Here is a 23,472-nt window from a genome sequence, read left to right on the forward strand (position 1 = left end):
CGTCTTTGTTTTGATAGCCACAACAAGAACATAGTTGACTAGAAGGAAAGTTTTTCGCTACTGTAACGACTTGTTTTCCATACCATTTTGCCTTGTATTTAATCATGGTTTTGAATTGTGACCAAGATACTTCACTGATGGCTTTTGCAAGGTTGTGATTCTTTAACATATTAGATACTGACAAATCCTCCATTCCGATGATGTCGTGGTTTTTGACAATTTCGGTAGAGATTTTATCCAAGTAATCTTTACGTGTATGGGCAATCTTTTCATGAATACGAGCCACTTTACGTTTGGCTTTGTACCAGTTCGCACCGCCTATGGTTCGTCTACTCATGATTCGCCCGGCTTTGGCTAACTTTTCTTCTAAGGCGCGGAAAAATTTTGGGTTTTTATAAGGGGGTGTTCCATCTGAAAGAATCGCAAAATCTTTGACACCTACATCAATGCCGACAGCCGAATTGGTTTTAGGTAATTCTACGACTTCTGTCTCCGTTCCTAAAGAAACAAAATATTTTCCAGAAGGATTACGTCTGATGGTAGCACTCAAAATTCGTCCTTCTACTTCACGACTTTTGGCAAAACGAACAAGTCCTAATTTGGGTAGTTTTATATAATGATCGACTACCGCAATATTTCCATTCGTATGCTTGGTTGTGTAAGACTGAACCTGATTCTTTTTAGACTTAAAATGGGGTTGTTTGTTTTGCTTTTTGTCATATCGCTCATAGACGTCACTTAGATTTTCAACAGACTTTTGCAAAGCAATACTATCTACTTCTTTTAAAAAGGGATAATGCTGCTTCAGTTCAGGAAGTGATTTAACGGTTTCATATTTATTTAAGCATTTGCCTTTCCAATGATTCATGGGAAGCTGACCATTCTGTTTCATTTCTTCTACGATCGACCAATAAGCGTCTTTTTCTTTTTGTTTGCCAAGAAAGAAGTTAAATACAAAACGAGAACAACCAATGGTCTTATTCATGAGCCCTGCTTGTTTTTGGTTAGGATACATACGAAACTGATAGGATTTGTTCACCAACATACGTTGACACCTCCTTGTTCCCTGCTTCTATTTTACCATTTTTATGAATATTATTCAAACGTTTGTTCTTGTTTTTACAAGAGAATTAACAAAGGGTGATTTGGAACTCATATGATGATTTTTTTCAAGTTAAGCAGAATATGTGCTCTCGAACAGTCGGACAATCGAGATGGCAAGAAAGCCATCCCTTGTCCGAAGGCGATTCATCCCCTCCCTACTCATTGGGCTAACTCCCTTCACATTCCTTGAGGAAGGGGTATTCTCGTCTATTTTAGATAAATGATCAAAAAACTCCTTTAAAAAAGCCCCTCATAGATCAATTGCACACCGACAATGATTAACACGATTCGCAAAAGGATAACAACTGTCTTACTAGGTAATTTCTGATTAATTTTCGGTCCTATTTTCCCGCCAAGCCATGCTCCTGGAATAAGTGCTAGTCCAAATATCCAATTGACATTACCCATATAAATATAGGCAATTGAACTCGTTGTCGAAGTTAAAAACAACAGTAGCATGGAAGTCGCAACTGCGGTATGTACTGGGAACCGAAATAACAGGATCAAAGTAGGTACCATTAAGGAACCACCACCAATTCCAAGAAGTCCCCCTAAAAAACCGACGATAAAGGCAATTATAATTCCTGTAATTGGTTGAAATCCATATGTTTGTTCATTTCCAAATGAATCCGTATATGTACTCCAAACCCCCTTATTTAAATTCCTTTTTAAAGGTTTAAATTTATCTTTAAACATAAGCACAAACGAGATAAAAATCATAAAAAAGCCAAACCAAAATGAAAAAGTATCTACATTCAGTTGTTTATTGACCCATGCCCCCAGGATTCCCGCAGGACCACCCCCAATAAAAAGGATCAATCCACTTTTGTAATCCACCGTTTTTTGCTTATAATAGGCAATCGTGGATGAAAGCCCTGCAAAAATAATGACGAGCAAAGAGGTTCCAGCAGCAATCTGTGGTGTTACTTCACTAATAAGAGAAGTAGATCCTCCCAAAAATAGCAACGCAGGAACAATAATAATACCACCACCAAGTCCAATGAGACTTCCAATCGTTCCTGCAAGTAAACCAAGAATTAACAATATAATAATTTCCATTTCTTCACCTTCTATGTAGGTGAGGTTACGCTCTTAAACCCTATAGAAAATGAGCAACCCAACCGTTATCTGTACGTATTAAGGATAGCTAATTCATTTACAAAAGTAAAATGGAACTGGATATACAGAAAATGAATCTTCAATTATAATCATGGCTCTCAAATGATCATTTTTTTAGAATAAATAAAGAAAAACCGCTTGCCAGTTCGGCAAGCGGTTTTGTAGAGCTATTTCAGAATCAATATTATCCGATTGAGCCTTCCATTTCGAACTTAATCAGACGGTTCATTTCTACCGCATATTCCATTGGAAGTTCTTTTGTAAATGGTTCAATAAAGCCCATAACAATCATTTCAGTGGCTTCTTGTTCTGAAACACCACGACTCATTAGATAGAATAATTGTTCTTCTGATACTTTCGATACTTTTGCTTCATGTTCAAGTGAGATATTATCATTCAAAATCTCATTATATGGAATCGTATCTGATGTTGATTGATTATCCATGATTAATGTATCACACTCGATGTTGGAACGTGCACCCTCTGCTTTACGACCAAAATGCACTTGTCCACGGTACGTTACTTTCCCACCATGTTTCGAAATCGATTTAGAAACAATCGTTGAAGAAGTGTTTGGTGCTAAGTGAATCATCTTTGCACCTGCATCTTGATGCTGTCCTTTACCAGCGATTGCAATAGAAAGTGTTAGGCCACGAGCACCTTCACCTTTCAAAATAACCGCTGGATATTTCATCGTTAATTTGGAACCGATATTCCCATCAATCCATTCCATCGTAGCATTTGCATCACACGTAGCACGTTTTGTTACAAGGTTGAATACATTATTCGCCCAGTTTTGAATCGTTGTATAGCGGCAATATGCATCTTTTTTAATAATAATCTCTACTACTGCACTATGCAGCGAGTTCGTTGTATAAACAGGAGCCGTACAGCCTTCAACATAATGCACAGATGCTCCCTCGTCTACAATAATGAGAGTACGTTCGAATTGTCCCATATTCTCTGAATTAATCCGGAAATACGCTTGTAACGGCGTATCTACCTTGACACCCTTAGGAACATAGATGAAAGATCCACCAGACCATACAGCAGAGTTTAATGCTGAAAATTTATTATCTGCCGGTGGGATGACCTTTCCAAAGTGCTCACGGAAAATGTCTTCATTTTCTCTAAGTGCTGAGTCCGTATCTTTAAATACGATTCCTAGGTCTTCCAAGTCTTCTTTCATGTTGTGATAAACCACTTCAGATTCATACTGGGCAGAAACACCTGCTAAATACTTTTGTTCTGCTTCAGGAATACCAAGTTTATCAAATGTTTGTTTAATTTCATCCGGAACTTCATCCCAGGATTTTTCGGATTTCTCAGATGGTTTTACGTAGTACGTAATTTCATCGAAATTGAGTGAAGACATATCCCCACCCCATTGTGGCATTGGCTTACTATAAAAAGTATCCAAAGATTTCAAACGAAAATCGAGCATCCACTGAGGTTCTTCTTTCATTTTTGAAATTTCTTCGACAATTTCCTTCGTTAATCCACGCTTAGATCGAAAAATGGAAACGTCTTTATCGGAAAAGCCATATTTATAATCACCGATTTCTGGCGCCTTTTTTGCCATTGTCGTATTCCTCCCTCTGTCCGCGAAAGTTACTTCCGCTTTTCATTTCAATCTAGAGCAAATGATTTACTCCTAAATTCCGGATGGTTACTGGCACTTACTTTTCATCTTCATGAAGAGCCTTCTCCATCGCTTTCCAAGCAAGTGTTGCACACTTGATTCGTGCTGGAAATTTACATACTCCTTGCAATGCTTCAATATCACCGAGATCAAGGTCTTCGTCTACTTCGATATCTTTTCCTTGCATCATATCCGAAAACATATGGGCAAGCTTTAAAGCTTCGTCAATCGGTTTCCCTTTAATCACCTGTGTCATCATAGAAGCCGATGACATGGAAATCGAACAACCTTCACCTTCAAATTTCGCATCAACAACCAAGTCATTTTCCACCTTCATGGTAAGCTGAATACGATCACCACAGGTAGGGTTATTCATGTTAATTGTTAAACTATTATCTTCAATAACCCCTCTATTTCGGGGATTTTTATAATGGTCCATAATTACTTGCCTATAAAGGGTATCTAAATTATTAGAAGACATCGCTGAAATACTCCTTTGTTTTCACGAGTCCTTCCACAAGCTTATCAATATCCTCTTCTGAATTATAGAGATAGAAACTTGCTCGAGCAGTCGCAGAAACATCTAGCCATTTCATTAATGGTTGAGCACAATGGTGACCCGCTCTAACAGCAATCCCTTCTGTATCAAGGACAGTTGCAACATCATGTGGATGGACATCGGATAAATTAAATGTGACGACCCCCGCACGTTTTTCTGCTTCTTTTGGTCCGTAAATCGTCATTCCTTCAATGGTAGACATTCTTTCAAGTGCATGAGCAGCTAGCTTATGCTCATGTTCAAGAATGTTGTCTAATCCTATTTCTTGTAAAAAATCAATAGCTGCACCTAAACCTATCGCACCTGCAATAATAGGCGTTCCACCTTCAAATTTCCACGGAAGCTCTTTCCATGTTGATTCATAAAGACCAACAAAATCAATCATTTCACCGCCAAATTCAACAGGCTCCATGTTTTCAAGTAGATGTTTTTTTCCATATAATACGCCGATTCCAGTTGGACCGCACATTTTATGACCGGAAAAACCAAGAAAATCACAATCTAAATCTTGCACATCAATATTCAAATGCGGAGCACCTTGAGCACCATCTACGACCATCACTGCTCCGTTTTCATGAGCAATTTTGGCAATTTCCTTAATGGGATTAATCACACCAAGAACATTCGAAACGAGCGTAGTAGCGACAATTTTTGTATTTGGCGTAATGGTCGCACGCACATCTTCTAATGACAATGAACCATCTTCTTGAAGAGGAAAATACTTCAATGTCGCTCCCGTAGATTTAGCCACTTGCTGCCATGGTATTATATTACTATGATGCTCCATGTATGTGATAATAATTTCATCACCTTCACGAAGGTTCGCTGTTCCGAAACTAGAGGCAACCATATTAAGTGCCGTTGTCGTTCCTCTTGTAAAAATAACTTCTTCAATCGATTTAGCATGAATGAATTTTCGTACTTTTTCACGTGCACCTTCATATCCATCCGTTGCTCTTGTACCAAGGGTGTGTACGCCACGGTGAACATTTGAATTAATCTGACGGTAATAATCAGATACCGCTTCGATCACTTGAACTGGTTTTTGTGACGTAGCAGCACTATCAAGATAAACTAAGGGATTTCCGTTCACTTCTTGATTTAATATAGGAAATAATTGGCGAATTTCTTTTGCATCCATCACTTAACTTTCCTTTCAATCACGTCAACCAGTTGTTTTTTAACCCCTTCTATCGGCAATTGGTCCACAACAGGTGCTAAGAATCCATGAATGACAAGACGTTCTGCTTCTTTCTGCGAAATCCCACGACTCATTAAATAGTACAGTTGCACTGGATCTACCCGTCCAACAGACGCGGCATGCCCTGCTACAACATCGTCCTCATCAATAAGTAAAATAGGGTTAGCATCCCCACGTGCCTTTTCACTTAACATTAACAAACGTGACTCTTGTTCGGCATTTGACTTCGATGCACCATGTTCGATTTTACCAATTCCGTTAAAGATAGATGTGGCACTTTCCTTCATAACTCCACGTTTCAAAATATTAGCTGTTGTATTTTTTCCAAAGTGGACAATTTGTGTTGTGAAGTTTTGTTTCTGCTCACCACGTCCAACCACAACCGTTTTCGAATCTGCGGAAGAACCATCACCAACTAGGTTTGTCGTATTTTCTGATACCGTATCTCCATCGTTCATTAAACCAAGTGACCAGCCAATGCGAGCATCCTTCTCCGTTATTCCACGACGGTTCACATATGTCGTAATTCCTTTAGCAAGATGATCCACTGCCCCGTACTGCACTCGTGAATTCGCGTTTGCGATGACTTCTGTCACAATATTAAAAACGTTATCAGTTGATTCAACAGTTGAAATATAATTTTCTACATACGTAACAGAACTGTTTTCTTCGGCTACAATCAATACATGGTTAAACATATTTGTTTCTTCATCATCATGAAGAAATACTGCTTGGATTGGCTCTTTCAGTTCTACATTCTTCGGAACATATAAAAAAGAGCCCCCGTTTATTAGTGCCGCATGTAAAGCAGTTAGTTTGTGCTCATCCACTTTGACAGCATTCGTCATAAAATACTTTTGTAGTAAATCGCCATGTTCACGAGCTGCTGTAAATATATCAGTAAAAACAGCTCCACTTTCTTGTAATTCCTTTGAAACAGATAATAGTGTTGGACGGTTATTGCGTTGAATATATAGTGATTGATTATTTTCTTTTACATTAATCAATTCTTTTACTGCATCAGGTACATCATTAAAAGAAGAGAAATCTTCACTTTTTACAATATGCTTTTCTATTTGAGAAAAGTTCCATTTATCAATCTTTGTTTTATCTGCCTTTGGTAAAGGAAGATCCGAGGCTTTTTCGAACGCATGAATACGTAGATCCGTTAACCAGCCTGGTTCGCCCATTTCTTTTGAAAAAGAGCTTATATACTCTTTTTCAAAAGGTTTTTTAATTTCTGTTGTCATCATCTAATCCTCCTAACTTTACGCTTCTTGACCGACTGTTTCGTCTTCAATTCCGAGCTCTTGTTTAATCCAGTCATATCCTTCTGCTTCTAATTTTTGTGCAAGTTCAGAACCACCAGATTTAACAATTCGGCCCTGCATCATCACGTGCACTTGGTCAGGAGTGATATAGTTTAAAAGACGTTGATAGTGTGTAATCATTAAGCAGCCGAAATCTTCTCCACGCATTTCATTGATTCCTTTTGAAACCACTTTTAATGCATCAATATCAAGTCCTGAATCAATTTCATCTAGAATAGCTATTTTCGGTTGAAGCATCATTAACTGTAAGATTTCATTGCGTTTCTTTTCTCCACCTGAAAAACCTTCATTTAAATAGCGTTGTGCCATATCTGGATCCATCTCAAGATGTTCCATTTTTTTGTCCATTTCACGGATGAATTTCATCAACGAGATTTCATTTCCTTCTTCACGGCGGCTATTAATTGATGAACGTAAAAAGTCAGCGTTCGTTACCCCACTAATTTCACTTGGATATTGCATCGCAAGAAAAAGGCCTGCACGAGCACGTTCATCCACTTCCATTTCAAGTACGTTTTTACCGTCCAATGTGATGCTACCTTGTGTTACTGTATATTTTGGATGCCCCATAATTGCTGAAGATAAAGTCGATTTTCCGGTTCCATTTGGTCCCATAATCGCATGGATTTCTCCACCTTTAATCTCAAGGTTAACCCCTTTTAAAATTTCTTTATCTTCGATTGAGACATGTAAGTCTTTTACGGTTAGTACAGATCCTGCCATAATTGTTTACCCTCCAAAAAAAAATTTGTATCTTGTCGGTATTAAAACCGGCTATTCTTATTCTCATTCTATTCTCACTACAATCTTATACTAAATGAGAGATGTTAGCAACACTTATGCAGTAATAATGAGCTTTTCAAACAAAAACATTTAGAAAGTCCCCCTGTGCTGTATTGAGAATGTATTTATAAATTATTTCATACGAATATTGAAGTGCGAGCTCGAATCACATTTAGTATGCTGCAACAAGCACAATTGTATTTCTTTATATTGTCCTTCCAAGTACTCTCAGGCAGTAGTCATCCTAAATATCTTTTTATCAGCAACTTTTCTTATTGAACTGCCCATTACCTAAAGTTACTTTTTTTTATTCCCAATCAAGACTAACTTTTATTTATGATTTTAACAAGTTTAGATAAAAAAGATTGAATAGAGAATATGGAAAAATCCATGGATCCTCCCACCGAATAGTGGAAAAACCCATGGCTTTACATTTCTAACATTATTCAGTGACTGGAACGACAGCACCATTATATTTTTCAAGAATCCAATCTTGAATCTCCTTTGAATGCAATACCTCAACAAGCGTTTTGATTTCTTCTTTACTTTCATCTTCACTGCGAACAGCAATGATATTTATATATGGATTATTCTCCGTATCTTCAAGAGCAATTGAATCTTCAATCGGATTAATACCATACTCCATCGCATAGTTTGAATTAATGATAACAATATCACCTTCGCCATTATCATAAATTTCAGGAAGTAACTTTGCTTCATAATTTGGATCAAAGTCTAAGTTCTTCTTATTTTCAGCAATATCCTCTATCGTAGCACTTTCTTTATCTACTCCGTCTTTTAAAGTGATTAGTCCTTCTTTTTCAAGGAGCGATAGTACACGACCATGGTCAGCAACAGAGCTACTAAGAATAACTTTTGCTTTATCTGGAAGTTCATCTAATGTTTTATATTTTTTCGAATAAATCCCAATTGGCTCAAAATGAATACCGCCCGCGTTGACGAAATCATATTCATGATCTTTCTTTTGACCTTCAAAGTATTGAATATGTTGGAAATAATTTGCATCAAGATCCTTGGATTCTAATGCTTGGTTTGGAAGCACATAATCTGTAAATGTTTCAATTTCTAGCTCAATACCCTTTTCTTCTAACAATGGTTTGGCTTCTTCAAGAATTTCAGCATGGGGCACATTCGTTGCACCTATGACAAGTTTATTATCGTCTGATCCTCCGCCACATGCAGTCAGAAAAAGAACGAATGAAAGTGAAAATAATAGTGATAACCATTTTTTCATTTTGACAACTCCTTATCTTTTATCTATTTTGTTGGTTATAATATCTCCAATAAATTGGATGATAAATACAATAATAAGAACAATAATCGTAGCCATTAAGGTCACATCAAAGCGATTACGTTGAAAACCGTCTAGGAAGGCTAAGTTTCCAAGTCCACCCGCACCAATAACACCAGCCATCGCTGTAAAACCAACCAACGAAATAGCTGTAACGGTAATACCAGAAACAAGTGCTGGTAGTGATTCTGGTATTAGGACTTTCCAAATAATTGTGCTCGTTTTTGCTCCCATTGATCTCGCTGCTTCGATAACTCCTTTATCAATTTCCCTTAGCCCAATTTCAACCATTCGGGCATAAAATGGGGCAGATCCGATAATTAAGGCAGGCAATGCAGCATTCTCACCAATCATCGTTCCAAATATAAATTTCGTAAACGGAATCAATAATACAATTAGTATGATAAACGGAATTGAACGAAATATGTTCACAAATGCACTAATTACTTTATTAGTAAAATGGTTTTGCCACATATTTCCTTTAGTTGTAAGAAATAGCAGTAAACCTAGAATAATACCAAAAATAAAAGTAGCTAGCGTGGAAATCCCTGTCATATATAAGGTCTCATTCGTTGCTTCCCACATTTTTTCCCAATTCACATTCGGAAACCATTGATTAAGCATTCGAAATCACCTCCACTCCCACTTGCTGAGCTTGGATAAATTCAATTGCTTTTGAAACTTCACTGTTTTCACCATCAAGGTGAATAAATAACGTCCCATATGCACCATTTTGGGTTTGTGATATTTTCCCTTGAAGAATATTAACCGTAATATCATAGTTTCGAATGAGATTCGTCATTAGCGGCTTCTCCGCTCCTTCACCGACAAAGGAAAGCTGAACTACTTGACCAGACGGATACAGTCCAAGTAAATGTTCGATCGTTTCGATTGTTTCCTCGGGTTCTGTCACTTGTTGAACAAATCGTTTCGTGATAGGCTGCTGTGGATTTTTGAACACGTCCAAAACAGGACCCATTTCGACCACTTCCCCGCCCTCCATGACAGCAACACGATGACAAATCTTGCGAATTACATGCATTTCATGTGTAATTAATACGATTGTTAATCCTAGTCTTTTATTGATATCAACTAGAAGTTCTAAAATGGAATCAGTTGTTTGTGGATCAAGCGCTGAAGTTGCTTCATCACATAATAAAACCTTCGGATTATTGGCAAGAGCTCTAGCAATCCCAACCCGTTGCTTTTGACCCCCACTGAGCTGTGCGGGATAGGCATCTTCTCTTCCTTGAAGTCCAACCAACTGAATAAGCTCGTCCACTCTTTTCATTCTCTGTTTTTTCGGTACACCTGCAATTTCAAGAGGAAAAGCAATATTATCCCTCACGGTTCTTGACCATAACAAGTTAAAATGTTGGAAGATCATACTAATTTCTTGACGCGCTTCTCTTAACTCCGCCCCTTTTATATGCGACACTTGTTTATGAGCCACGGTCACCGAACCATCTGTTGGGATTTCAAGTCCATTTAACATCCTAATCAATGTACTTTTCCCTGCACCACTGTATCCGATAACGCCAAATATTTCTCCACCTGTTACTTCAAGGTTTACATCCGTGACGGCTGTTACTTCACCCTTCTTGGTAGAAAATATCTTTTTCACATTCTTGATTGTAATCATCGTGATACGTTCACCCTCTTTACTATCCATTTAAGAATCTACTTCTAGAACCTGCAAGTTTATTTTTTTCATAAAAATAAATGCCTTTCCGCATATGAGCAGAAAGGCATAATGATTAGCAAGCCTTTCTCTCATCTGTCAAAGCTCATAAGCTTTGTGTGAATTGGCACCGTGTCAATTGATTATTGACGGTTGCCGGGTTTCATCGGGCACATCCCTCCACCTCTCTTGATAAGAGTAAAAAATATTTATTCAATTTAATAGAAGAATACCTAACATTTCAATTCTAAAAGTCATAATATTATTGTATGATAATTACGATTGATATCGTAACATGGACAGTAAAACGTGTCAACGATACAATTCATATTTTAATATAATAAAATAATACTAATTTCTTCCTATTATAATAGAAATTTATCCTAAAGTGAGGCCACTCCTGTTGCTTTATGAATGGCTTGTTCTAAGTCCTCAATTAAATCTTCAACATTTTCAATTCCAACTGAAAGTCTAATTAAATCTTCTCCAACACCTGCAGCTTTCAAGCCTTCTGCATCCAATTGTTGATGAGTTGTACTGGCAGGATGAATGATCAAACTTTTTGCATCGCCAACGTTGGCCACATGTGCCCATAGTTCAATATTATCAATCAACTTTGCTCCAGCTTCTCTTCCACCTTTTATACCAAACACAATCATGGAACCTGCACCTTTTGGTAAATACTTATTCACTAACACTTTATCTGGATTCTTTTCACTTCCAGGATATAGAACCCACTCGACAGCCTGATGTTTCTCTAAATACTGGACTACTTTCACAGCGTTTGCCACATGTTCCTTCATTCTAACATGTAATGTTTCAAGGCCTAGTACAAATTGGAAAGCATTTTGTGGACTTAATGCAGGACCTAAATCACGTAATAGTTGGACACGAGCCTTTACGATATAAGCAGCAGCACCTAACGCTTCACTATAAACAAGGTCATGATAACTAGCATCCGGCTCTGTGAACCCAGGGAATTTTGATGAATTCCAATCAAATTCACCACCATCAACGATGATACCGCCTGTGCTTGTCCCATTACCAAGCAACCATTTCGTTGCTGAATGCACAACAATATCTGCTCCAAATTCGATTGGACGACAAAGATATGGTGTAGCAAATGTATTGTCGATAATAAGTGGAACCCCTGAAGCGTGAGCAATACTTGCTACTTTTTCTATATCAAGAACCTTCAAACTTGGATTTCCAATCGTTTCAGCAAAAATAGCCTTTGTTTTATCTGTGATCGCTGAACGGAAATTTTCCGGATCAACAGGATCAATAAATTTAACATTGATTCCGTATTTTGGAAGAGTTACAGCGAATAGATTATAAGTACCTCCATATAAATTAGAAGCAGCAACAATTTCATCACCTGCTTCAGCAATATTTAAAATAGCAAGGGTAATTGCAGCCATCCCACTTGAAACAGCAAGTGCTCCTACCCCACCTTCTAATAAAGCAACTCTTTCTTCAAATACGGTTGTAGTAGGGTTATGAATACGCGTATAAATATAGCCAGGTTCAGCCAATCCAAATAAATTTGCAGCATGTTCTGTGTTTTTAAATTGATAGGCATTGTTTTGATAAATTGGTACTGCTCTTGCACCTGTGACAGGATCTGGTTGTAGTCCACCATGGACACCTAACGTTTCAATTCGATAGTTTTTTTCTTTTTCTGACATCCTTATCTCTCCTTTATTTTTGGCTTTGTTAAACAGTAATACTTATAATTTAAAAGCCTTTGGTGTACGCGACAGAATAAAACGCATGGCCACATACACCAAAGGCCATCGTTAAACAATAACCATTAACACAGCCTTATTTTTAGTAGAAGAAACAAAAAAAGCCTTCTTTACAGAAAGAAGGGGATTTGTCGTCTCTTCTTATCTGTCAGAGCTATTCACTCTGCTGGATTTAGCACCGTGTTTCCTCGGTTGCTGGGCTTCTTCGGGCCAGTCCCTCCACCGCTCTTGATAAGAACCTATTCAATTCACTAGTCTAATTTTACCATATTGTTGAAATAGGTATCCATTTCATTTATGACATTTATGTGTTAACTTTTCATAAACAAATTTGGTTTTGCTAAATAAAATAGAGATTCTAGGAGAAGAAGTTCTCGGTATGAACATGTCGTCGATAACTCTCGTTTTTTCACTGCTTCCCTTAGCTTTTGTTCCCCTAATAGGATAGAAAGAAACAATTCCTCTTTTCCTTCTATTACTTTTGCAGCACATTCATTCGTTGCTTTTTCATCTAACAAAATATGTCCATTCTCAATTTTTAAGAGAATATCGCTCTTTTCAATTTTAATATAGAATGAAAAACAAAGTTCTCTCATCAGTAACTGAAGATTCTTTTTGCGATTAATTTCCATAACCCATAATTTTATTAGCTTAACCATGTAAAGCCCCCATCCTCATTTCCCTATTTATATATATTCACTTATAAGGCGGAGGATTCCTACCTTAGGAATACAAATACTTTCCTCTTAATCCTTCAAAAAGCAACAATTATAGTTAAGTATTGTCGTTATTTCCTGAGAAATATGTCATGAAGTAGGGTGTTGCCGCTATCAAGTTGAGAAGACAAAAAAAAGAGTATAAGCATTTTCGCTTTACTCCCATCAATTTAAGGTTGATTTTATTTTTTCGACTAAATAAGGTACTGATTGAAAAGCATAAAGTTTGTCTGTTATCCTTCCATTGTCTAGAAAAACTAAACATGGGACACTTTCAACAGCCCACTCTTCTGCTAAATCACGCATGTAATTTAAATTGATTCTTCCAACCGTTATGTTCGGTAGAAGCTCTTCTACAATTGTTAACATTTTCCCTGACACTTGGCATGTTCCGCAAAAAGGTGTATATAGGTAGATGAAGCCTGATTCTTTTTGATCAATAAAATGTTCTAATTCCTCTCTATTCCAATCACTCATTTTCTTACCCTCTATCTAAATATTCGGTATAAATTTCAATATCAGCCCCGAGTAAAATGGTGGCTAAATGATACTTCGGCGCACTCGCTACTTCTCGGTACATTTTATCAATATAAAGATGTGTTGCTAGAGGAAATTCTCTTTTTAATTGCTTTCGTAGTTTCTCTCCAGATTCATCCGTATCGACTAAAATATAGACATCTTTATCAAATAAAGTATCGATCCATTCATCCAAGCGCGTGATACTAATCGTTCCGTTAGTACAAATAATATCAATCGGTTCTTTCACAATCGTCTTCACTTTTCTCTTATCCGAAGTCCCCTCGACTATGATAACCTTCTCTTGATCTAAAATTTCCATCCCTCCCTTAAACACAGAAAGCGCCTATAGGCGCTTTCTAATCAAACTTAATCTTCTTTCGTCATTTCTTCATATTGTTCAGCAGACATTAATTTATCGAATTCTGATTGATCAGCTGGTTCAACAACTACCATCCATGCTTTCTCATAAGGAGATTCGTTAACAAATTGTGGATCGTCATTCAAGTCTTCATTGACTTCTACAATTTTACCACTGATTGGGGCGTATAATTCAGACACAGTTTTTACTGATTCAACACTACCAAATGGTTCATCCGCTTTTAATTCGTCTCCTACTTCCGGTAGTTCAACGAAAACGATATCGCCAAGTTCATGTTGAGCAAAATCTGTAATCCCAACGCGCACTTTATCCCCTTCTACTTTTACCCACTCATGTTCTTCAGAATAACGTAATTCTTTTGGTGTACTCATTCTTATCCCTCCAAATTTTTAAAATTAAGGCTATGTTAATGATTCATGTTGAAAATTTGCCTTTGGTGTATGCGTTCATGTATTTTTATTCCATGGAATCACTTAATGGACGCGTATACCAAAGGCATTTAAAGCATCAACAATATTGTTTAACAAAGCCAAATTTAAAGATATTTTCATCCCTTTAAATTGTTTTGTTCTTGTGCCTTATACCCACGTGTTCTCAAAAGCTTCTTCCTTAAAACCAACTGTTACTCTTTTAGAATCCGTTACAATTGGACGCTTGATCAACATCCCGTCTGAGGCCAATAAACCGAGTAACTCTTCATCTGTCGCATCCTTTATGCGATCTTTCAAACCAAGATCTCGATATCTCTGACCACTTGTGTTAAAAAATTTCTTAATCTCAAGACCACTGTTTTTGTACAGGTCTTCTAGCTCAGTTCGAGACGGTGGGTTTTCTACAATATGTACTTCATCATACGATAATTCGTGGTCTTCAAGCCACTTTTTTGCTTTTCGGCAGGTCCCGCATTTAGGATACCAATAAAAAGTCAACGCCAACTCATCACCTCATTATTAGCTTGTCCAACTTCAATAGCATTCTAACATATTATGCTACAAAATCGAAAGGCTCTTACTCAACTACATTATATTATTCGACTATTATCAAAGATATCCTTCCTATGAAAGAAAATAATAAACAATTCCTTTATCTATGTAGACGTTGTTAAACAACAGGATTGATGCTTTAAAAGCCTTTTGTGCGTTTGCAATCATTATGTTACTTATGCATACACCAAAGGGCCATTTTGCAGATAATCCTGATTAACACAGTCATTATGAAAGAAGGGGCTGACTGAAAATGAGCATTGTTCGACTCCACAAAGTCAAGTGTAGTATCAATTCACTTCATACAACTCTAAGTTCGTGGTAGTCAAACTCCTTTTGAGTCAGCCATTATTTCTTAGACAGTAAAACGTTCTGTATCAATCAGTTTCAATGATGCTTCTCGTTTTTTTGCAATAATGTTTATTGGTGTATATCGGGTAAACTTGCGAAGAGCAGACAACATAATACGAAGCGTATCACCTTGTTCAACTGCAATGAGTGTTTCCTTTGCATCCTGTTCAATTTCCCCAAAAGCTTCTTGGCAAAAAATTTGTGTATATAATAGTTTTTGTTTACTCTTTTCGATCCCTAGTCTTGATACCGCTTTTTCGGTTCGTAGAACAACAGATTCCATAGCATAGACATTCGAAATAATATCTGCAATATTTACTAATATTTCCTGCTCTTGCTCTATTAATTTTCCATACTTTTGTGCAGTCAACCCTATAGCTAGAAGTCCGATTTTCTTGGCATTTCCAACTAAATATTTTTCCTGTGCCAACGGTTCATCCCCTGGCTCTTGTGGCATAAACATCATTAAATCTCCCTGTAACGCTTGGGCTTTTTGCAAAAGAGGAAGTTCGCCTTTCATTGCTTTACGCAAAAAAGTAGCTGGAACTAATAAACGATTAATCTCATTTGTTCCTTCAAAAATACGATTAATCCTCGAATCACGGTACATTCGCTCGATTTCATACTCGGCCATAAACCCATATCCACCGTGAAGTTGAACGCCTTCATCAACAATATAATCAAGTACTTCTGTAATGAAAAATTTATTTAATGAACATTCAATGGCATATTCAGCAATGGATGAGGCTACCTCTTTTCCATCATTCACTTCCTCCGTAGATAGCTTGTTCATTCGGTCTTCAAACAATCCGACTGTCCGATAAACAGAACTTTCAGCTGCATATAATTTGGCTGCCATTGTCGCGAGCTTTTCTTTTGTTAAATTGAACTGGGATATAGGTGTTTTAAACTGTTGACGCTGATTCGCATATTGAACAGTTACCTCAAACGCCCGCTTACAAGCTCCAACTGCCCCAATTCCTAATTTATATCGGCCTATATTCAATATATTAAACGCAATAACATGGCCTCTCCCATATTCACCAAGAAGATTTTCTTTTGGAATCTCTGCATCTTGAAAAATAAGTGTCCTTGTTGATGAACTTTTAATTCCCATTTTCTTTTCTTCCACTCCGGTTGAAACACCAGGAAATTCTCTTTCCACAATAAAAGCCGAAAAATGCTGCCCATCAATTTTGGCGTACACAATAAAGACATCTGCAAAGGCAGAATTGGTAATCCATTGTTTCTCACCGTTTAAAATATAATGTGTCCCTTCCTCATTTAGCGTTGCTATTGTTTTGGCACCAAGTGCATCAGAACCAGAGCTAGGTTCTGTTAATGCATACGCAGCAATTTTTTCTCCTGTTGCGAGTTCAGGCAAATATTTTTGCTTTTGCACCTCATTTCCGAACAAAACAATGGGAAGGGTACCGATCCCGACATGTGCTCCATGTGTAATGGAAAAACCGCCTGCACGGGACATTTTTTCCGTAATAAGAGCAGAGCTCACTTTATCAAGCCCTAGTCCACCGTATTCCTCTGGAACATCTGCACCTAGTAGTCCTAGCTCGCCTGCTTCTTTTAAAAGTTTTACAGAGCGTTCAAATTCTTGATTTTCTAAATATTCTACTTCAGGAAGGACTCGATTTATGACAAACTCTTCCGTCGTTTTGGCGATCATTTTATGTTCGGCACTATAATCTTCTGGAGTAAACACCTGTTTACAAGAAACATCATCAACTAAAAAACTTCCACCCTTCGTAACTGAATTCGTTTGATTGGACATTTCTTTTCCTCCCTTTCTAGACTAGTTCAAATACTCCTGCAGCACCCATTCCTCCGCCAATGCACATCGTAACCATGCCAAACTGTACTTGCCGACGTTTCATCTCATGCAATAAGGTTAACGTTAACTTTGCCCCTGTACAGCCAAGCGGATGTCCTAAGGCAATTCCACCTCCATTCACATTTACCTTTTCTTCGTTCAACCCTAGTTCGCGGATTACCTGTAAGGACTGAGCAGCGAAGGCTTCATTTAATTCAATTAAACCGACATCTGCGAGCTGTAAGCCTGCTAACTTTAACGCTTTTGGAACAGCAACCACTGGACCCACTCCCATTATTTCTGGCGGAACCCCTCCCACAGCAAACGATCTAAATTTAGCTAGTGGCTTTAACCCTAGTGATTCTGCTTTTTCACGATCCATGACCATCACGGCAGCTGCCCCGTCACTCATTTGTGAGGAATTTCCCGCTGTTACAGTCCCATTAACGGAAAATGCCGGTTTTAATTTTGCAAGAGTTTCCCGATTTGTATCAGGTCGAACTCCCTCATCCAAGGTGAATGAAAGGGTCGTTTCGCTAAGCTTGTAATCCTTTTCAACTGAGCGTCGCACCACTTCTACGGGTACGATTTCATCAACAAATTTCCCTTCCCCAATGGCTTTTGCTGCTTTTTGATGACTTGAGACCGCAAAACTATCCTGTTCTTCTCTTGATAGGCTATACCTTGTAGCTATTTCTTCTGCTGTATGCCCCATGCTCATATAATATTCAGGTGCCTGTTCAGCCAACTTTACATTGGGTCGAACAACATGCCCCATCATGGGGACAAGGCTCATCGATTCCGCTCCACCGGCAATAATCGCATCTGCATGACCTAACATGATTTTTTCCGCACCATAGGCAATGGCTTGAAGACCGGAAGAACAGTAGCGGTTAATCGTAATGGCAGGAACCGTGTGCGGGAGACCAGCTAAAGCCCCAATTTGACGAGCCATATTCATGCCTTGTTCTGCTTCAGGCATGGCGCACCCCATAATTAAATCATCAATATTCCCTTCATAACCCCTGGCACGTTTAAGCGTCTCTTTTACAACTAACGCACCTAAATCATCTGGTCTGACGGTTGCAAGTGTCCCTTTTTGGGCCTTACCTACCGGAGTTCGAGCACCAGCAACAATGACGGCTTCGTTCATTTAGATGACTCCTTTCTATGTTAGATAGATCCCTTTGAAGATAGAAAGATGAGGGATTTTATCGAAAATCGATGAATTGGGATTTTCGATTAGAAAATAACCATTTTTGATCAGAAATTATCTTTATACTCATTTTCGCCACTGTTTTTCTTGTCAGATCCAAGTATCAGCCTAATTACGTAAAGGTTTTCCCTTCAAAAGCATATGTTGCATGCGTTCTTGCGACTTCGGTTCAGCCACTAAGCTTAAAAAGGCCTCTCTTTCCAAATCAAGCAAATATTGCTCCTCTACTTCTGTTCCAAAAGGTACTTTTCCACCTGCAATCACATACGCTAATTTTTTCGCTATCTTCAAGTCATGTTCAGAAATATAGCCTGAATTTCGCATCGACTGGGCAGCAAGCAACAATGTGGCATAGCCCGTTTCACCTACAACAGGAATTTTTCGTTTAATTGGTGGCCGGTAGCCATTTTGATACAGGCTTAGCACCTTTTGCTTGGCATCATAGAGTAAATGATCCCCATTCACACTAATTCCATCTGCCGGATTCAAGTAATCATTTTCTCGTGCTTCTGCACCTGAAGTCGAAACTTTCGCCATGGCAACTAATTCAAAAACTTTATTAGCCACCTTTTGCAAATCACACTCGACCGCTCCGGACATCGTGTCTAGATGCTTTACATAAAGCTCTTTGTTTCCCCCACCACCTGGTATAAGCCCAACACCTGTTTCAACGAGTCCAATATATGTTTCCATCGATGCTTGGATATGTGCTGCTGGCAAGCAAACTTCAGCACCTCCTCCAAGAGTCATGGCAAACGGTGCGACTACAACAGGTCTACTACTATATTTTATTTTCATCATTGCCTGCTGAAAGGTCTTGACCGTTAAATCAAGCTCAAATAAGTTATCATCCTGTGCTTCCATTAAAATCATCGCTAAATTCGCTCCCACACAAAAATTCTTACCCTGATTTCCAATCACAAGTCCTTTATAATTTTCCTCCACTACATCGACAGCGTATTGGATCATTTGCAAAATATCCGGCCCAATTGCATTGTTCGGGGAATGGAACTCTAATAAAGCGACATCATCCCCAATATCGATCAAGCTAGCACCACTATTTTTCTTAATCACACCTTTTTGCTGCTTTATTTCTCGCAAATTTAGCACCTTTGGATTTCTTTCAATTAAGTGATATTCCTCTTTATCGTAAAAATACCGTTTACCCGCATCTTCTTTATAAAAAGAGGAATAGCCTTGTTCTAGCATTTCTTTTACCCAAAATGGTAAATCTACATTGTTTTCTTCAAGCTTCTTAACGGATCGTTCTAAGCCAATCGCATCCCATAATTCAAAAGGGCCTAGCTCCCAACCAAACCCCCATTTCATGGCCTGATCAATTGCAACAATATCATCCGCAATTTCACCTAACCTTTGGGCTGAATAGACCATAACAGGAGTTAGAATATTCCATAGTAAATTTCCAGCCTTATCCTCACTATATAGAAGCGTTTCCATTTTTTTCGACCACTCTTTTTCTTGTTTGCTTATTTCGGTAGAAGTCGTTTTTAATTTTTTGCGTGATCCATATTCTAAAGTGGAAGGATTTAACTCCAATATGTCTTTCCCTTTTTTCAGAAAAAACCCTTGCCCTGATTTACTGCCAAGCCAGCCTTTTTGCTGCATTTCTTTCATAAAAGCTGGTGTTTCAAATATTTTCTTTTCCCTGCCTTCCGTTTGCTGATAGACATTATTGGCCACATGGATAAAGGTATCGAGTCCTACTACATCAAGTGTTCTAAACGTAGCACTCTTCGGACGGCCAATTAATGGTCCTGTTACAGAATCCACTTCACCTACGCTATAGCCGCCTTTTTGCATTTCCTTTATCGTTACTAAGAGTCCATATGTTCCAATACGATTGGCGATAAAATTCGGTGTATCTTTTGCTACGACAACTCCTTTACCAAGTACATCTTCACCAAACTTCTTCATAAAAGTGAGGACCTTAGAGTCTGTTCGCTTTGTAGGGATCACTTCGAGCAGTTTCAGATAACGGGGTGGATTAAAAAAATGGGTCCCAAGAAAATTCTTTTGGAAATCCATTGAACGCCCCTCTATCATTGCTTCAACTGATATTCCAGATGTATTAGAACTAACGATACTCCCAGGTCTGCGATATTGATCCACCTTTTCAAATAGTTGTTTTTTAATATCAAGATTTTCAACGACCACCTCGATAATCCAATCAACTTCTTTTAGACGTGAGAGATCGTCTTCCAAATTACCTGCTTCTAGTAGCGAAAGATTCTTTACCGTTGTTAAGGGTGCTGGCTTTTGCTGCAACAGCTTTTGGAGGGCATTTTCACTTAACCGATTTCGAACTTGTTTATCTTCAAGTGTTAGGCCTTTCGCTTTTTCTATTTCCATTAATTCGGAAGGGACGATATCTAAAAGCAAGGTCGCAATCCCGATATTGGCTAAATGGGCGGCAATTCCTGAACCCATGACACCCGATCCAAGGACTGCCGCTTTTCTAATGCTTTGGATCATAATACTTCCTCCTTTTATATAGGAAATACATTCATATCAATTATCACTTCTTACCTATAAAATATATTGAAAATTCACGTAATCATTCCAATAATAATTTGATTTATCATGTGCAATGAATTTTACATATCTGGACAAAATAAAAAGCGGAGGTGATTTTCATGGCAAAGAGAAAAAAGAACCCTTCTAAAGCAGGCGTTAGTGCTGCAAGTGTAAAAGGTGATGCAGGACCGACTGTTGAATTAGATGGTGGAGGAAAAGTGAATAGTCAAAATAACCAATTCAAGAAGTAGCATTTGCAAAAATTACTCATTATTAGGGAGGTTGAACCATGCAACAGCAACAAAGTATGAATACACAAAATCAACAAGGTACGTTTCAACAACCGCCAGCAGTCATTACAACAAAAGATAGTTTATATTTAACGGATATGCTCTCATGGAATCTATTAGCGATGAAAAAAGCTCATTTCTATGCTGGGCAATGCCAAGACCCTGAACTTAAAGCGCAATTTGATCGTTGTGGACAGATGCATCAACGCCATTACGAAAAAATCCTTACCCATCTTAATGGACAAAATCAAGCATCTAACGGAATGATGTAGCCATATTACTGGAGGTGTAGACAAATTGAATCAAAACCAAAATACACAAGAGATTAAAAATCCTAAATCACAGGTACCAAAGACACCACAAATGAATGATCGAGACTTTTCAAACGATTTATTAACGACGGAAAAATATATGACCGACTCTTATAATTCGGCATTAAATGAAGCTAGTCACGAAGCATTATATCAAGATATTCTTGCTATCTTTACTGAAACCCAGAACGAACAACGTCAATTATATAATCTGATGTTCCAAAAAGGTTGGTATAAACTTGAACAAGAGGAGCAACAAAAGCTCCAGCAAAAATATCAACAATTCCAAAATTACACCACCACTCAATTCCCATATAGTGGACAGCAGCTACAATAAATACTTACTAAAAGAGGCAAGAGTCAAAATGAAACTGACCCTTGCCTCTTTTTAATCATTACTCGAGAACATATATTTTTTGTAATGGTAGCGAATCGAAAATATCAGACCTAGTGCCAACATATTTCCCATTAACGAACTGCCACCATAACTGATAAATGGGAGTGGGATCCCGGTTATCGGCAACAAGCCGATCGTCATCCCTATATTTTGAAATACATGAAACGTAATCATACTAATAACACCTACACAAATATAGGAGTAAAAGTGATTTTTTGTTTCCATCCCCACCTTCGTTATATGATAAATCAAGAGAAAGAACAAACTAATAAGAATGCTCGCTCCAATAAAGCCGAACTCTTCTCCCACCACACTAAAAATAAAATCGGAATGACTTTCAGGCAAATAAACCTCTCGCGTACCAAACCCTTTTCCTGTTGTTTCCCCAGAACCAATTGCCAATAGTGAACGCACTAACTGATATCCTGATGAAGCTTGATAGTTATACGGATCAATCCAAGAATAGATTCGCCCAAATTGGTACTGTTTTACCCCTAGATACTTTTCTAAAATCTCAGGCTGCCATAGAATAAAATAGAAAATAATCGAAATCAGCGCAGTTCCACTACCAAAAATAACCGTTAAAATTTTCCATGATATACCAGAAACAAAGATGATCCCAAGTAAAATAGCGATCAGTACAAGAGACGTACCCAAATCTGGTTGTTGCATAACAAGTAAGAGAGGCAGCATCGTTACCATCCCTAATTTAAGCATCAACCATAAATCCGTCTGGATGGTTTTGAGACGATATTTTTGATGATGTTCGACAGTTACTCTTGCAAGTGCCAAAATAAGAAACACTTTAAAAAACTCTGATGGTTGCAAAGACCCCATACCAGGTACCTTATACCAACTTTTTGCCCCATTAATAACCGGGGCGATACTGTCTGGTGCCACAATTAAAAGTCCTAACGAGAGGATTCCTATCCCGTACACATACCAGGATATTTTCATTAATTGGTCAGAATCAAGTGTGATAACAGCCGCAATAATGCCTGTACCGACCGTATACCAGATCACTTGTTTCAGAAAAAAGTTATCATTATATTGTCCAGTTGTCTGTGCACTGTATATGGCAATACAGCTCGCAAGGAATAAGAGCAATAAAATGAGAACAAGACCGAAGTCTAGTTTCGAAGTCGATTGTTTATTTGTTGTCATGCTGTTTCACCTTCTAAAAAGTTCTGCCTTTCACAAAAGACAGGCAATTGTTCTTGTCTACTAAAAATTCTAGTATACAATTCTTCATTATATTTTTATATTGAATAAATCACAACTCTATCATGCATATTAGTTAAATTCCCATTTTTGAAAAAATTTTTATTATATGAACAAATTGTGAACTTTTGTATATCACCATAACAAAACTAAACAAAACGAAACGAAAATCATAGTTTAACATGATATGATACGATAGAATGACTTTTATAAAGTACTATTTCATGTCAAAAACGATTGAAAGGA

Annotated in this window: 23 protein-coding genes and 2 riboswitches; of the genes, 3 read left to right on the forward strand and 20 right to left on the reverse strand. The window is 37.8% G+C overall.

The genetic code is table 11. The features are described 5' to 3' along the window. The 19 genes from tnpB to JMM81_RS11795 form a co-directional block, all read right to left on the reverse strand. A partial coding sequence (gene tnpB / locus JMM81_RS11705; RefSeq protein WP_256241761.1) for an IS200/IS605 family element RNA-guided endonuclease TnpB occupies nucleotides 1–1,045 on the reverse strand: 1,045 nt, incomplete at its 3' end. 296 nt (nucleotides 1,046–1,341) lie between these two features. Beyond that, nucleotides 1,342–2,163 (reverse strand): sulfite exporter TauE/SafE family protein, encoded by an 822-nt coding sequence (locus JMM81_RS11710; RefSeq protein WP_256241762.1) that lies wholly within the window; start codon nucleotides 2,161–2,163, stop codon nucleotides 1,342–1,344. A gap of 244 nt (nucleotides 2,164–2,407) precedes the next feature. Then, entirely contained in the window at nucleotides 2,408–3,805 is a 1,398-nt protein-coding gene (sufB, locus tag JMM81_RS11715) for a Fe-S cluster assembly protein SufB (RefSeq protein ID WP_256241763.1), read from the reverse strand. A 97-nt stretch (nucleotides 3,806–3,902) separates the two neighbouring features. Then, complete coding sequence (sufU, locus tag JMM81_RS11720; protein WP_256241764.1) at nucleotides 3,903–4,346, reverse strand: Fe-S cluster assembly sulfur transfer protein SufU; 444 nt, start codon at nucleotides 4,344–4,346, stop codon at nucleotides 3,903–3,905. Beyond that, the gene (locus JMM81_RS11725) at nucleotides 4,336–5,565 is read right to left on the reverse strand and encodes a cysteine desulfurase (RefSeq protein WP_256241765.1); all 1,230 of its coding nucleotides are present in this window, start codon (nucleotides 5,563–5,565) and stop codon (nucleotides 4,336–4,338) included. Before JMM81_RS11725 ends, sufU begins: the two co-directional genes overlap by 11 nt. Further along, nucleotides 5,565–6,875, reverse strand: a complete 1,311-nt coding sequence (sufD, locus tag JMM81_RS11730; protein ID WP_256241872.1) for a Fe-S cluster assembly protein SufD — start codon at nucleotides 6,873–6,875, stop codon at nucleotides 5,565–5,567. The genes JMM81_RS11725 and sufD overlap by 1 nt, the downstream gene beginning before the upstream one ends. 18 nt (nucleotides 6,876–6,893) lie before the next feature. Then, nucleotides 6,894–7,679 carry a Fe-S cluster assembly ATPase SufC gene (gene sufC / locus JMM81_RS11735; RefSeq protein ID WP_256241766.1) on the reverse strand — a complete coding sequence of 262 codons (786 nt, stop codon included), beginning with the start codon at nucleotides 7,677–7,679 and terminating at the stop codon, nucleotides 6,894–6,896. A gap of 502 nt (nucleotides 7,680–8,181) precedes the next feature. After that, the gene (locus JMM81_RS11740; RefSeq protein WP_256241767.1) at nucleotides 8,182–8,994 is read right to left on the reverse strand and encodes a MetQ/NlpA family ABC transporter substrate-binding protein; all 813 of its coding nucleotides are present in this window, start codon (nucleotides 8,992–8,994) and stop codon (nucleotides 8,182–8,184) included. Between the two features lie 12 nt (nucleotides 8,995–9,006). Continuing rightward, nucleotides 9,007–9,675, reverse strand: a complete 669-nt coding sequence (locus JMM81_RS11745; RefSeq protein ID WP_256241768.1) for a methionine ABC transporter permease — start codon at nucleotides 9,673–9,675, stop codon at nucleotides 9,007–9,009. Beyond that, nucleotides 9,668–10,693 (reverse strand): methionine ABC transporter ATP-binding protein, encoded by a 1,026-nt coding sequence (locus JMM81_RS11750; protein WP_256241873.1) that lies wholly within the window; start codon nucleotides 10,691–10,693, stop codon nucleotides 9,668–9,670. The genes JMM81_RS11745 and JMM81_RS11750 overlap by 8 nt, the downstream gene beginning before the upstream one ends. Before the next feature lie 128 nt (nucleotides 10,694–10,821). Then, nucleotides 10,822–10,931, reverse strand: a riboswitch (SAM riboswitch). A gap of 184 nt (nucleotides 10,932–11,115) precedes the next feature. Then, on the reverse strand, nucleotides 11,116–12,420 hold the full coding sequence (locus tag JMM81_RS11755) for an O-acetylhomoserine aminocarboxypropyltransferase/cysteine synthase family protein (protein ID WP_256241769.1): 1,305 nt from the start codon (nucleotides 12,418–12,420) through the stop codon (nucleotides 11,116–11,118). Between the two features lie 198 nt (nucleotides 12,421–12,618). Beyond that, nucleotides 12,619–12,718, reverse strand: a riboswitch (SAM riboswitch). 73 nt (nucleotides 12,719–12,791) lie between these two features. Then, nucleotides 12,792–13,139: a hypothetical protein gene (locus JMM81_RS11760; protein WP_256241770.1), complete on the reverse strand. Its 348-nt coding sequence runs from the start codon at nucleotides 13,137–13,139 to the stop codon at nucleotides 12,792–12,794. A 222-nt stretch (nucleotides 13,140–13,361) separates the two neighbouring features. Continuing rightward, entirely contained in the window at nucleotides 13,362–13,673 is a 312-nt protein-coding gene (locus tag JMM81_RS11765) for a thioredoxin family protein (protein ID WP_256241771.1), read from the reverse strand. A gap of 4 nt (nucleotides 13,674–13,677) precedes the next feature. Beyond that, on the reverse strand, nucleotides 13,678–14,034 hold the full coding sequence (locus tag JMM81_RS11770) for a toprim domain-containing protein (RefSeq protein ID WP_256241772.1): 357 nt from the start codon (nucleotides 14,032–14,034) through the stop codon (nucleotides 13,678–13,680). Between the two features lie 47 nt (nucleotides 14,035–14,081). Then, nucleotides 14,082–14,465, reverse strand: a complete 384-nt coding sequence (gene gcvH / locus JMM81_RS11775; RefSeq protein WP_256241773.1) for a glycine cleavage system protein GcvH — start codon at nucleotides 14,463–14,465, stop codon at nucleotides 14,082–14,084. A 207-nt stretch (nucleotides 14,466–14,672) separates the two neighbouring features. Beyond that, the gene (locus JMM81_RS11780; protein ID WP_256241774.1) at nucleotides 14,673–15,029 is read right to left on the reverse strand and encodes an arsenate reductase family protein; all 357 of its coding nucleotides are present in this window, start codon (nucleotides 15,027–15,029) and stop codon (nucleotides 14,673–14,675) included. Nucleotides 15,030–15,432: 403 nt separating this feature from the next. Next, nucleotides 15,433–17,217, reverse strand: a complete 1,785-nt coding sequence (locus JMM81_RS11785; protein ID WP_256241775.1) for an acyl-CoA dehydrogenase family protein — start codon at nucleotides 17,215–17,217, stop codon at nucleotides 15,433–15,435. 16 nt (nucleotides 17,218–17,233) lie between these two features. Beyond that, nucleotides 17,234–18,409, reverse strand: a complete 1,176-nt coding sequence (locus JMM81_RS11790) for an acetyl-CoA C-acetyltransferase (RefSeq protein ID WP_256241776.1) — start codon at nucleotides 18,407–18,409, stop codon at nucleotides 17,234–17,236. A gap of 171 nt (nucleotides 18,410–18,580) precedes the next feature. Continuing rightward, a complete protein-coding gene (locus tag JMM81_RS11795; protein ID WP_375162379.1) occupies nucleotides 18,581–20,962 on the reverse strand; it encodes a 3-hydroxyacyl-CoA dehydrogenase/enoyl-CoA hydratase family protein in 2,382 nt (793 codons plus the stop codon). A 164-nt stretch (nucleotides 20,963–21,126) separates the two neighbouring features. Here JMM81_RS11795 and JMM81_RS11800 point away from each other — a divergent pair, with 164 nt between their 5' ends. The 3 genes from JMM81_RS11800 to JMM81_RS11810 are packed head-to-tail and all read left to right on the forward strand — an operon-like array spanning nucleotide 21,127 to nucleotide 21,945. Then, nucleotides 21,127–21,258, forward strand: a complete 132-nt coding sequence (locus JMM81_RS11800) for a YuzL family protein (protein WP_256241779.1) — start codon at nucleotides 21,127–21,129, stop codon at nucleotides 21,256–21,258. Between the two features lie 38 nt (nucleotides 21,259–21,296). After that, nucleotides 21,297–21,569 carry a hypothetical protein gene (locus tag JMM81_RS11805; protein ID WP_256241780.1) on the forward strand — a complete coding sequence of 91 codons (273 nt, stop codon included), beginning with the start codon at nucleotides 21,297–21,299 and terminating at the stop codon, nucleotides 21,567–21,569. Between the two features lie 25 nt (nucleotides 21,570–21,594). Next, nucleotides 21,595–21,945, forward strand: coding sequence for a spore coat protein (locus tag JMM81_RS11810; protein WP_256241781.1), 351 nt, complete (start codon nucleotides 21,595–21,597; stop codon nucleotides 21,943–21,945). A gap of 51 nt (nucleotides 21,946–21,996) precedes the next feature. Here JMM81_RS11810 and JMM81_RS11815 read toward each other — a convergent pair whose 3' ends face one another. Next, nucleotides 21,997–23,169: an FtsW/RodA/SpoVE family cell cycle protein gene (locus tag JMM81_RS11815; RefSeq protein WP_256241782.1), complete on the reverse strand. Its 1,173-nt coding sequence runs from the start codon at nucleotides 23,167–23,169 to the stop codon at nucleotides 21,997–21,999. Nucleotides 23,170–23,472: the final 303 nt, after the last annotated feature.

Origin of the sequence: Bacillus sp. V3B, from assembly GCF_024494465.1 — a bacterium.
GTDB lineage: Bacteria > Bacillota > Bacilli > Bacillales > Cytobacillaceae > Bacillus_BD.

What these genes read in the sequence shown, in the direction of transcription:
- sufD (WP_256241872.1), bottom strand. Translation starts at nt 6,875, where the DNA reads ATGACAACAGAAATTAAAAAACCTTTTGAAAAAGAGTATATAAGCTCT.
- JMM81_RS11785 (WP_256241775.1), bottom strand. Translation starts at nt 17,217, where the DNA reads ATGTCCAATCAAACGAATTCAGTTACGAAGGGTGGAAGTTTTTTAGTT.
- gcvH (WP_256241773.1), bottom strand. Translation starts at nt 14,465, where the DNA reads ATGAGTACACCAAAAGAATTACGTTATTCTGAAGAACATGAGTGGGTA.
- sufC (WP_256241766.1), bottom strand. Translation starts at nt 7,679, where the DNA reads ATGGCAGGATCTGTACTAACCGTAAAAGACTTACATGTCTCAATCGAA.
- JMM81_RS11805 (WP_256241780.1), top strand. Translation starts at nt 21,297, where the DNA reads ATGCAACAGCAACAAAGTATGAATACACAAAATCAACAAGGTACGTTT.
- JMM81_RS11710 (WP_256241762.1), bottom strand. Translation starts at nt 2,163, where the DNA reads ATGGAAATTATTATATTGTTAATTCTTGGTTTACTTGCAGGAACGATT.
- sufB (WP_256241763.1), bottom strand. Translation starts at nt 3,805, where the DNA reads ATGGCAAAAAAGGCGCCAGAAATCGGTGATTATAAATATGGCTTTTCC.
- JMM81_RS11770 (WP_256241772.1), bottom strand. Translation starts at nt 14,034, where the DNA reads ATGGAAATTTTAGATCAAGAGAAGGTTATCATAGTCGAGGGGACTTCG.
- JMM81_RS11725 (WP_256241765.1), bottom strand. Translation starts at nt 5,565, where the DNA reads ATGGATGCAAAAGAAATTCGCCAATTATTTCCTATATTAAATCAAGAA.
- JMM81_RS11755 (WP_256241769.1), bottom strand. Translation starts at nt 12,420, where the DNA reads ATGTCAGAAAAAGAAAAAAACTATCGAATTGAAACGTTAGGTGTCCAT.
- JMM81_RS11765 (WP_256241771.1), bottom strand. Translation starts at nt 13,673, where the DNA reads ATGAGTGATTGGAATAGAGAGGAATTAGAACATTTTATTGATCAAAAA.
- JMM81_RS11800 (WP_256241779.1), top strand. Translation starts at nt 21,127, where the DNA reads ATGGCAAAGAGAAAAAAGAACCCTTCTAAAGCAGGCGTTAGTGCTGCA.
- JMM81_RS11745 (WP_256241768.1), bottom strand. Translation starts at nt 9,675, where the DNA reads ATGCTTAATCAATGGTTTCCGAATGTGAATTGGGAAAAAATGTGGGAA.
- JMM81_RS11760 (WP_256241770.1), bottom strand. Translation starts at nt 13,139, where the DNA reads ATGGTTAAGCTAATAAAATTATGGGTTATGGAAATTAATCGCAAAAAG.
- JMM81_RS11750 (WP_256241873.1), bottom strand. Translation starts at nt 10,693, where the DNA reads ATGATTACAATCAAGAATGTGAAAAAGATATTTTCTACCAAGAAGGGT.
- JMM81_RS11740 (WP_256241767.1), bottom strand. Translation starts at nt 8,994, where the DNA reads ATGAAAAAATGGTTATCACTATTATTTTCACTTTCATTCGTTCTTTTT.
- JMM81_RS11790 (WP_256241776.1), bottom strand. Translation starts at nt 18,409, where the DNA reads ATGAACGAAGCCGTCATTGTTGCTGGTGCTCGAACTCCGGTAGGTAAG.
- JMM81_RS11815 (WP_256241782.1), bottom strand. Translation starts at nt 23,169, where the DNA reads ATGACAACAAATAAACAATCGACTTCGAAACTAGACTTCGGTCTTGTT.
- sufU (WP_256241764.1), bottom strand. Translation starts at nt 4,346, where the DNA reads ATGTCTTCTAATAATTTAGATACCCTTTATAGGCAAGTAATTATGGAC.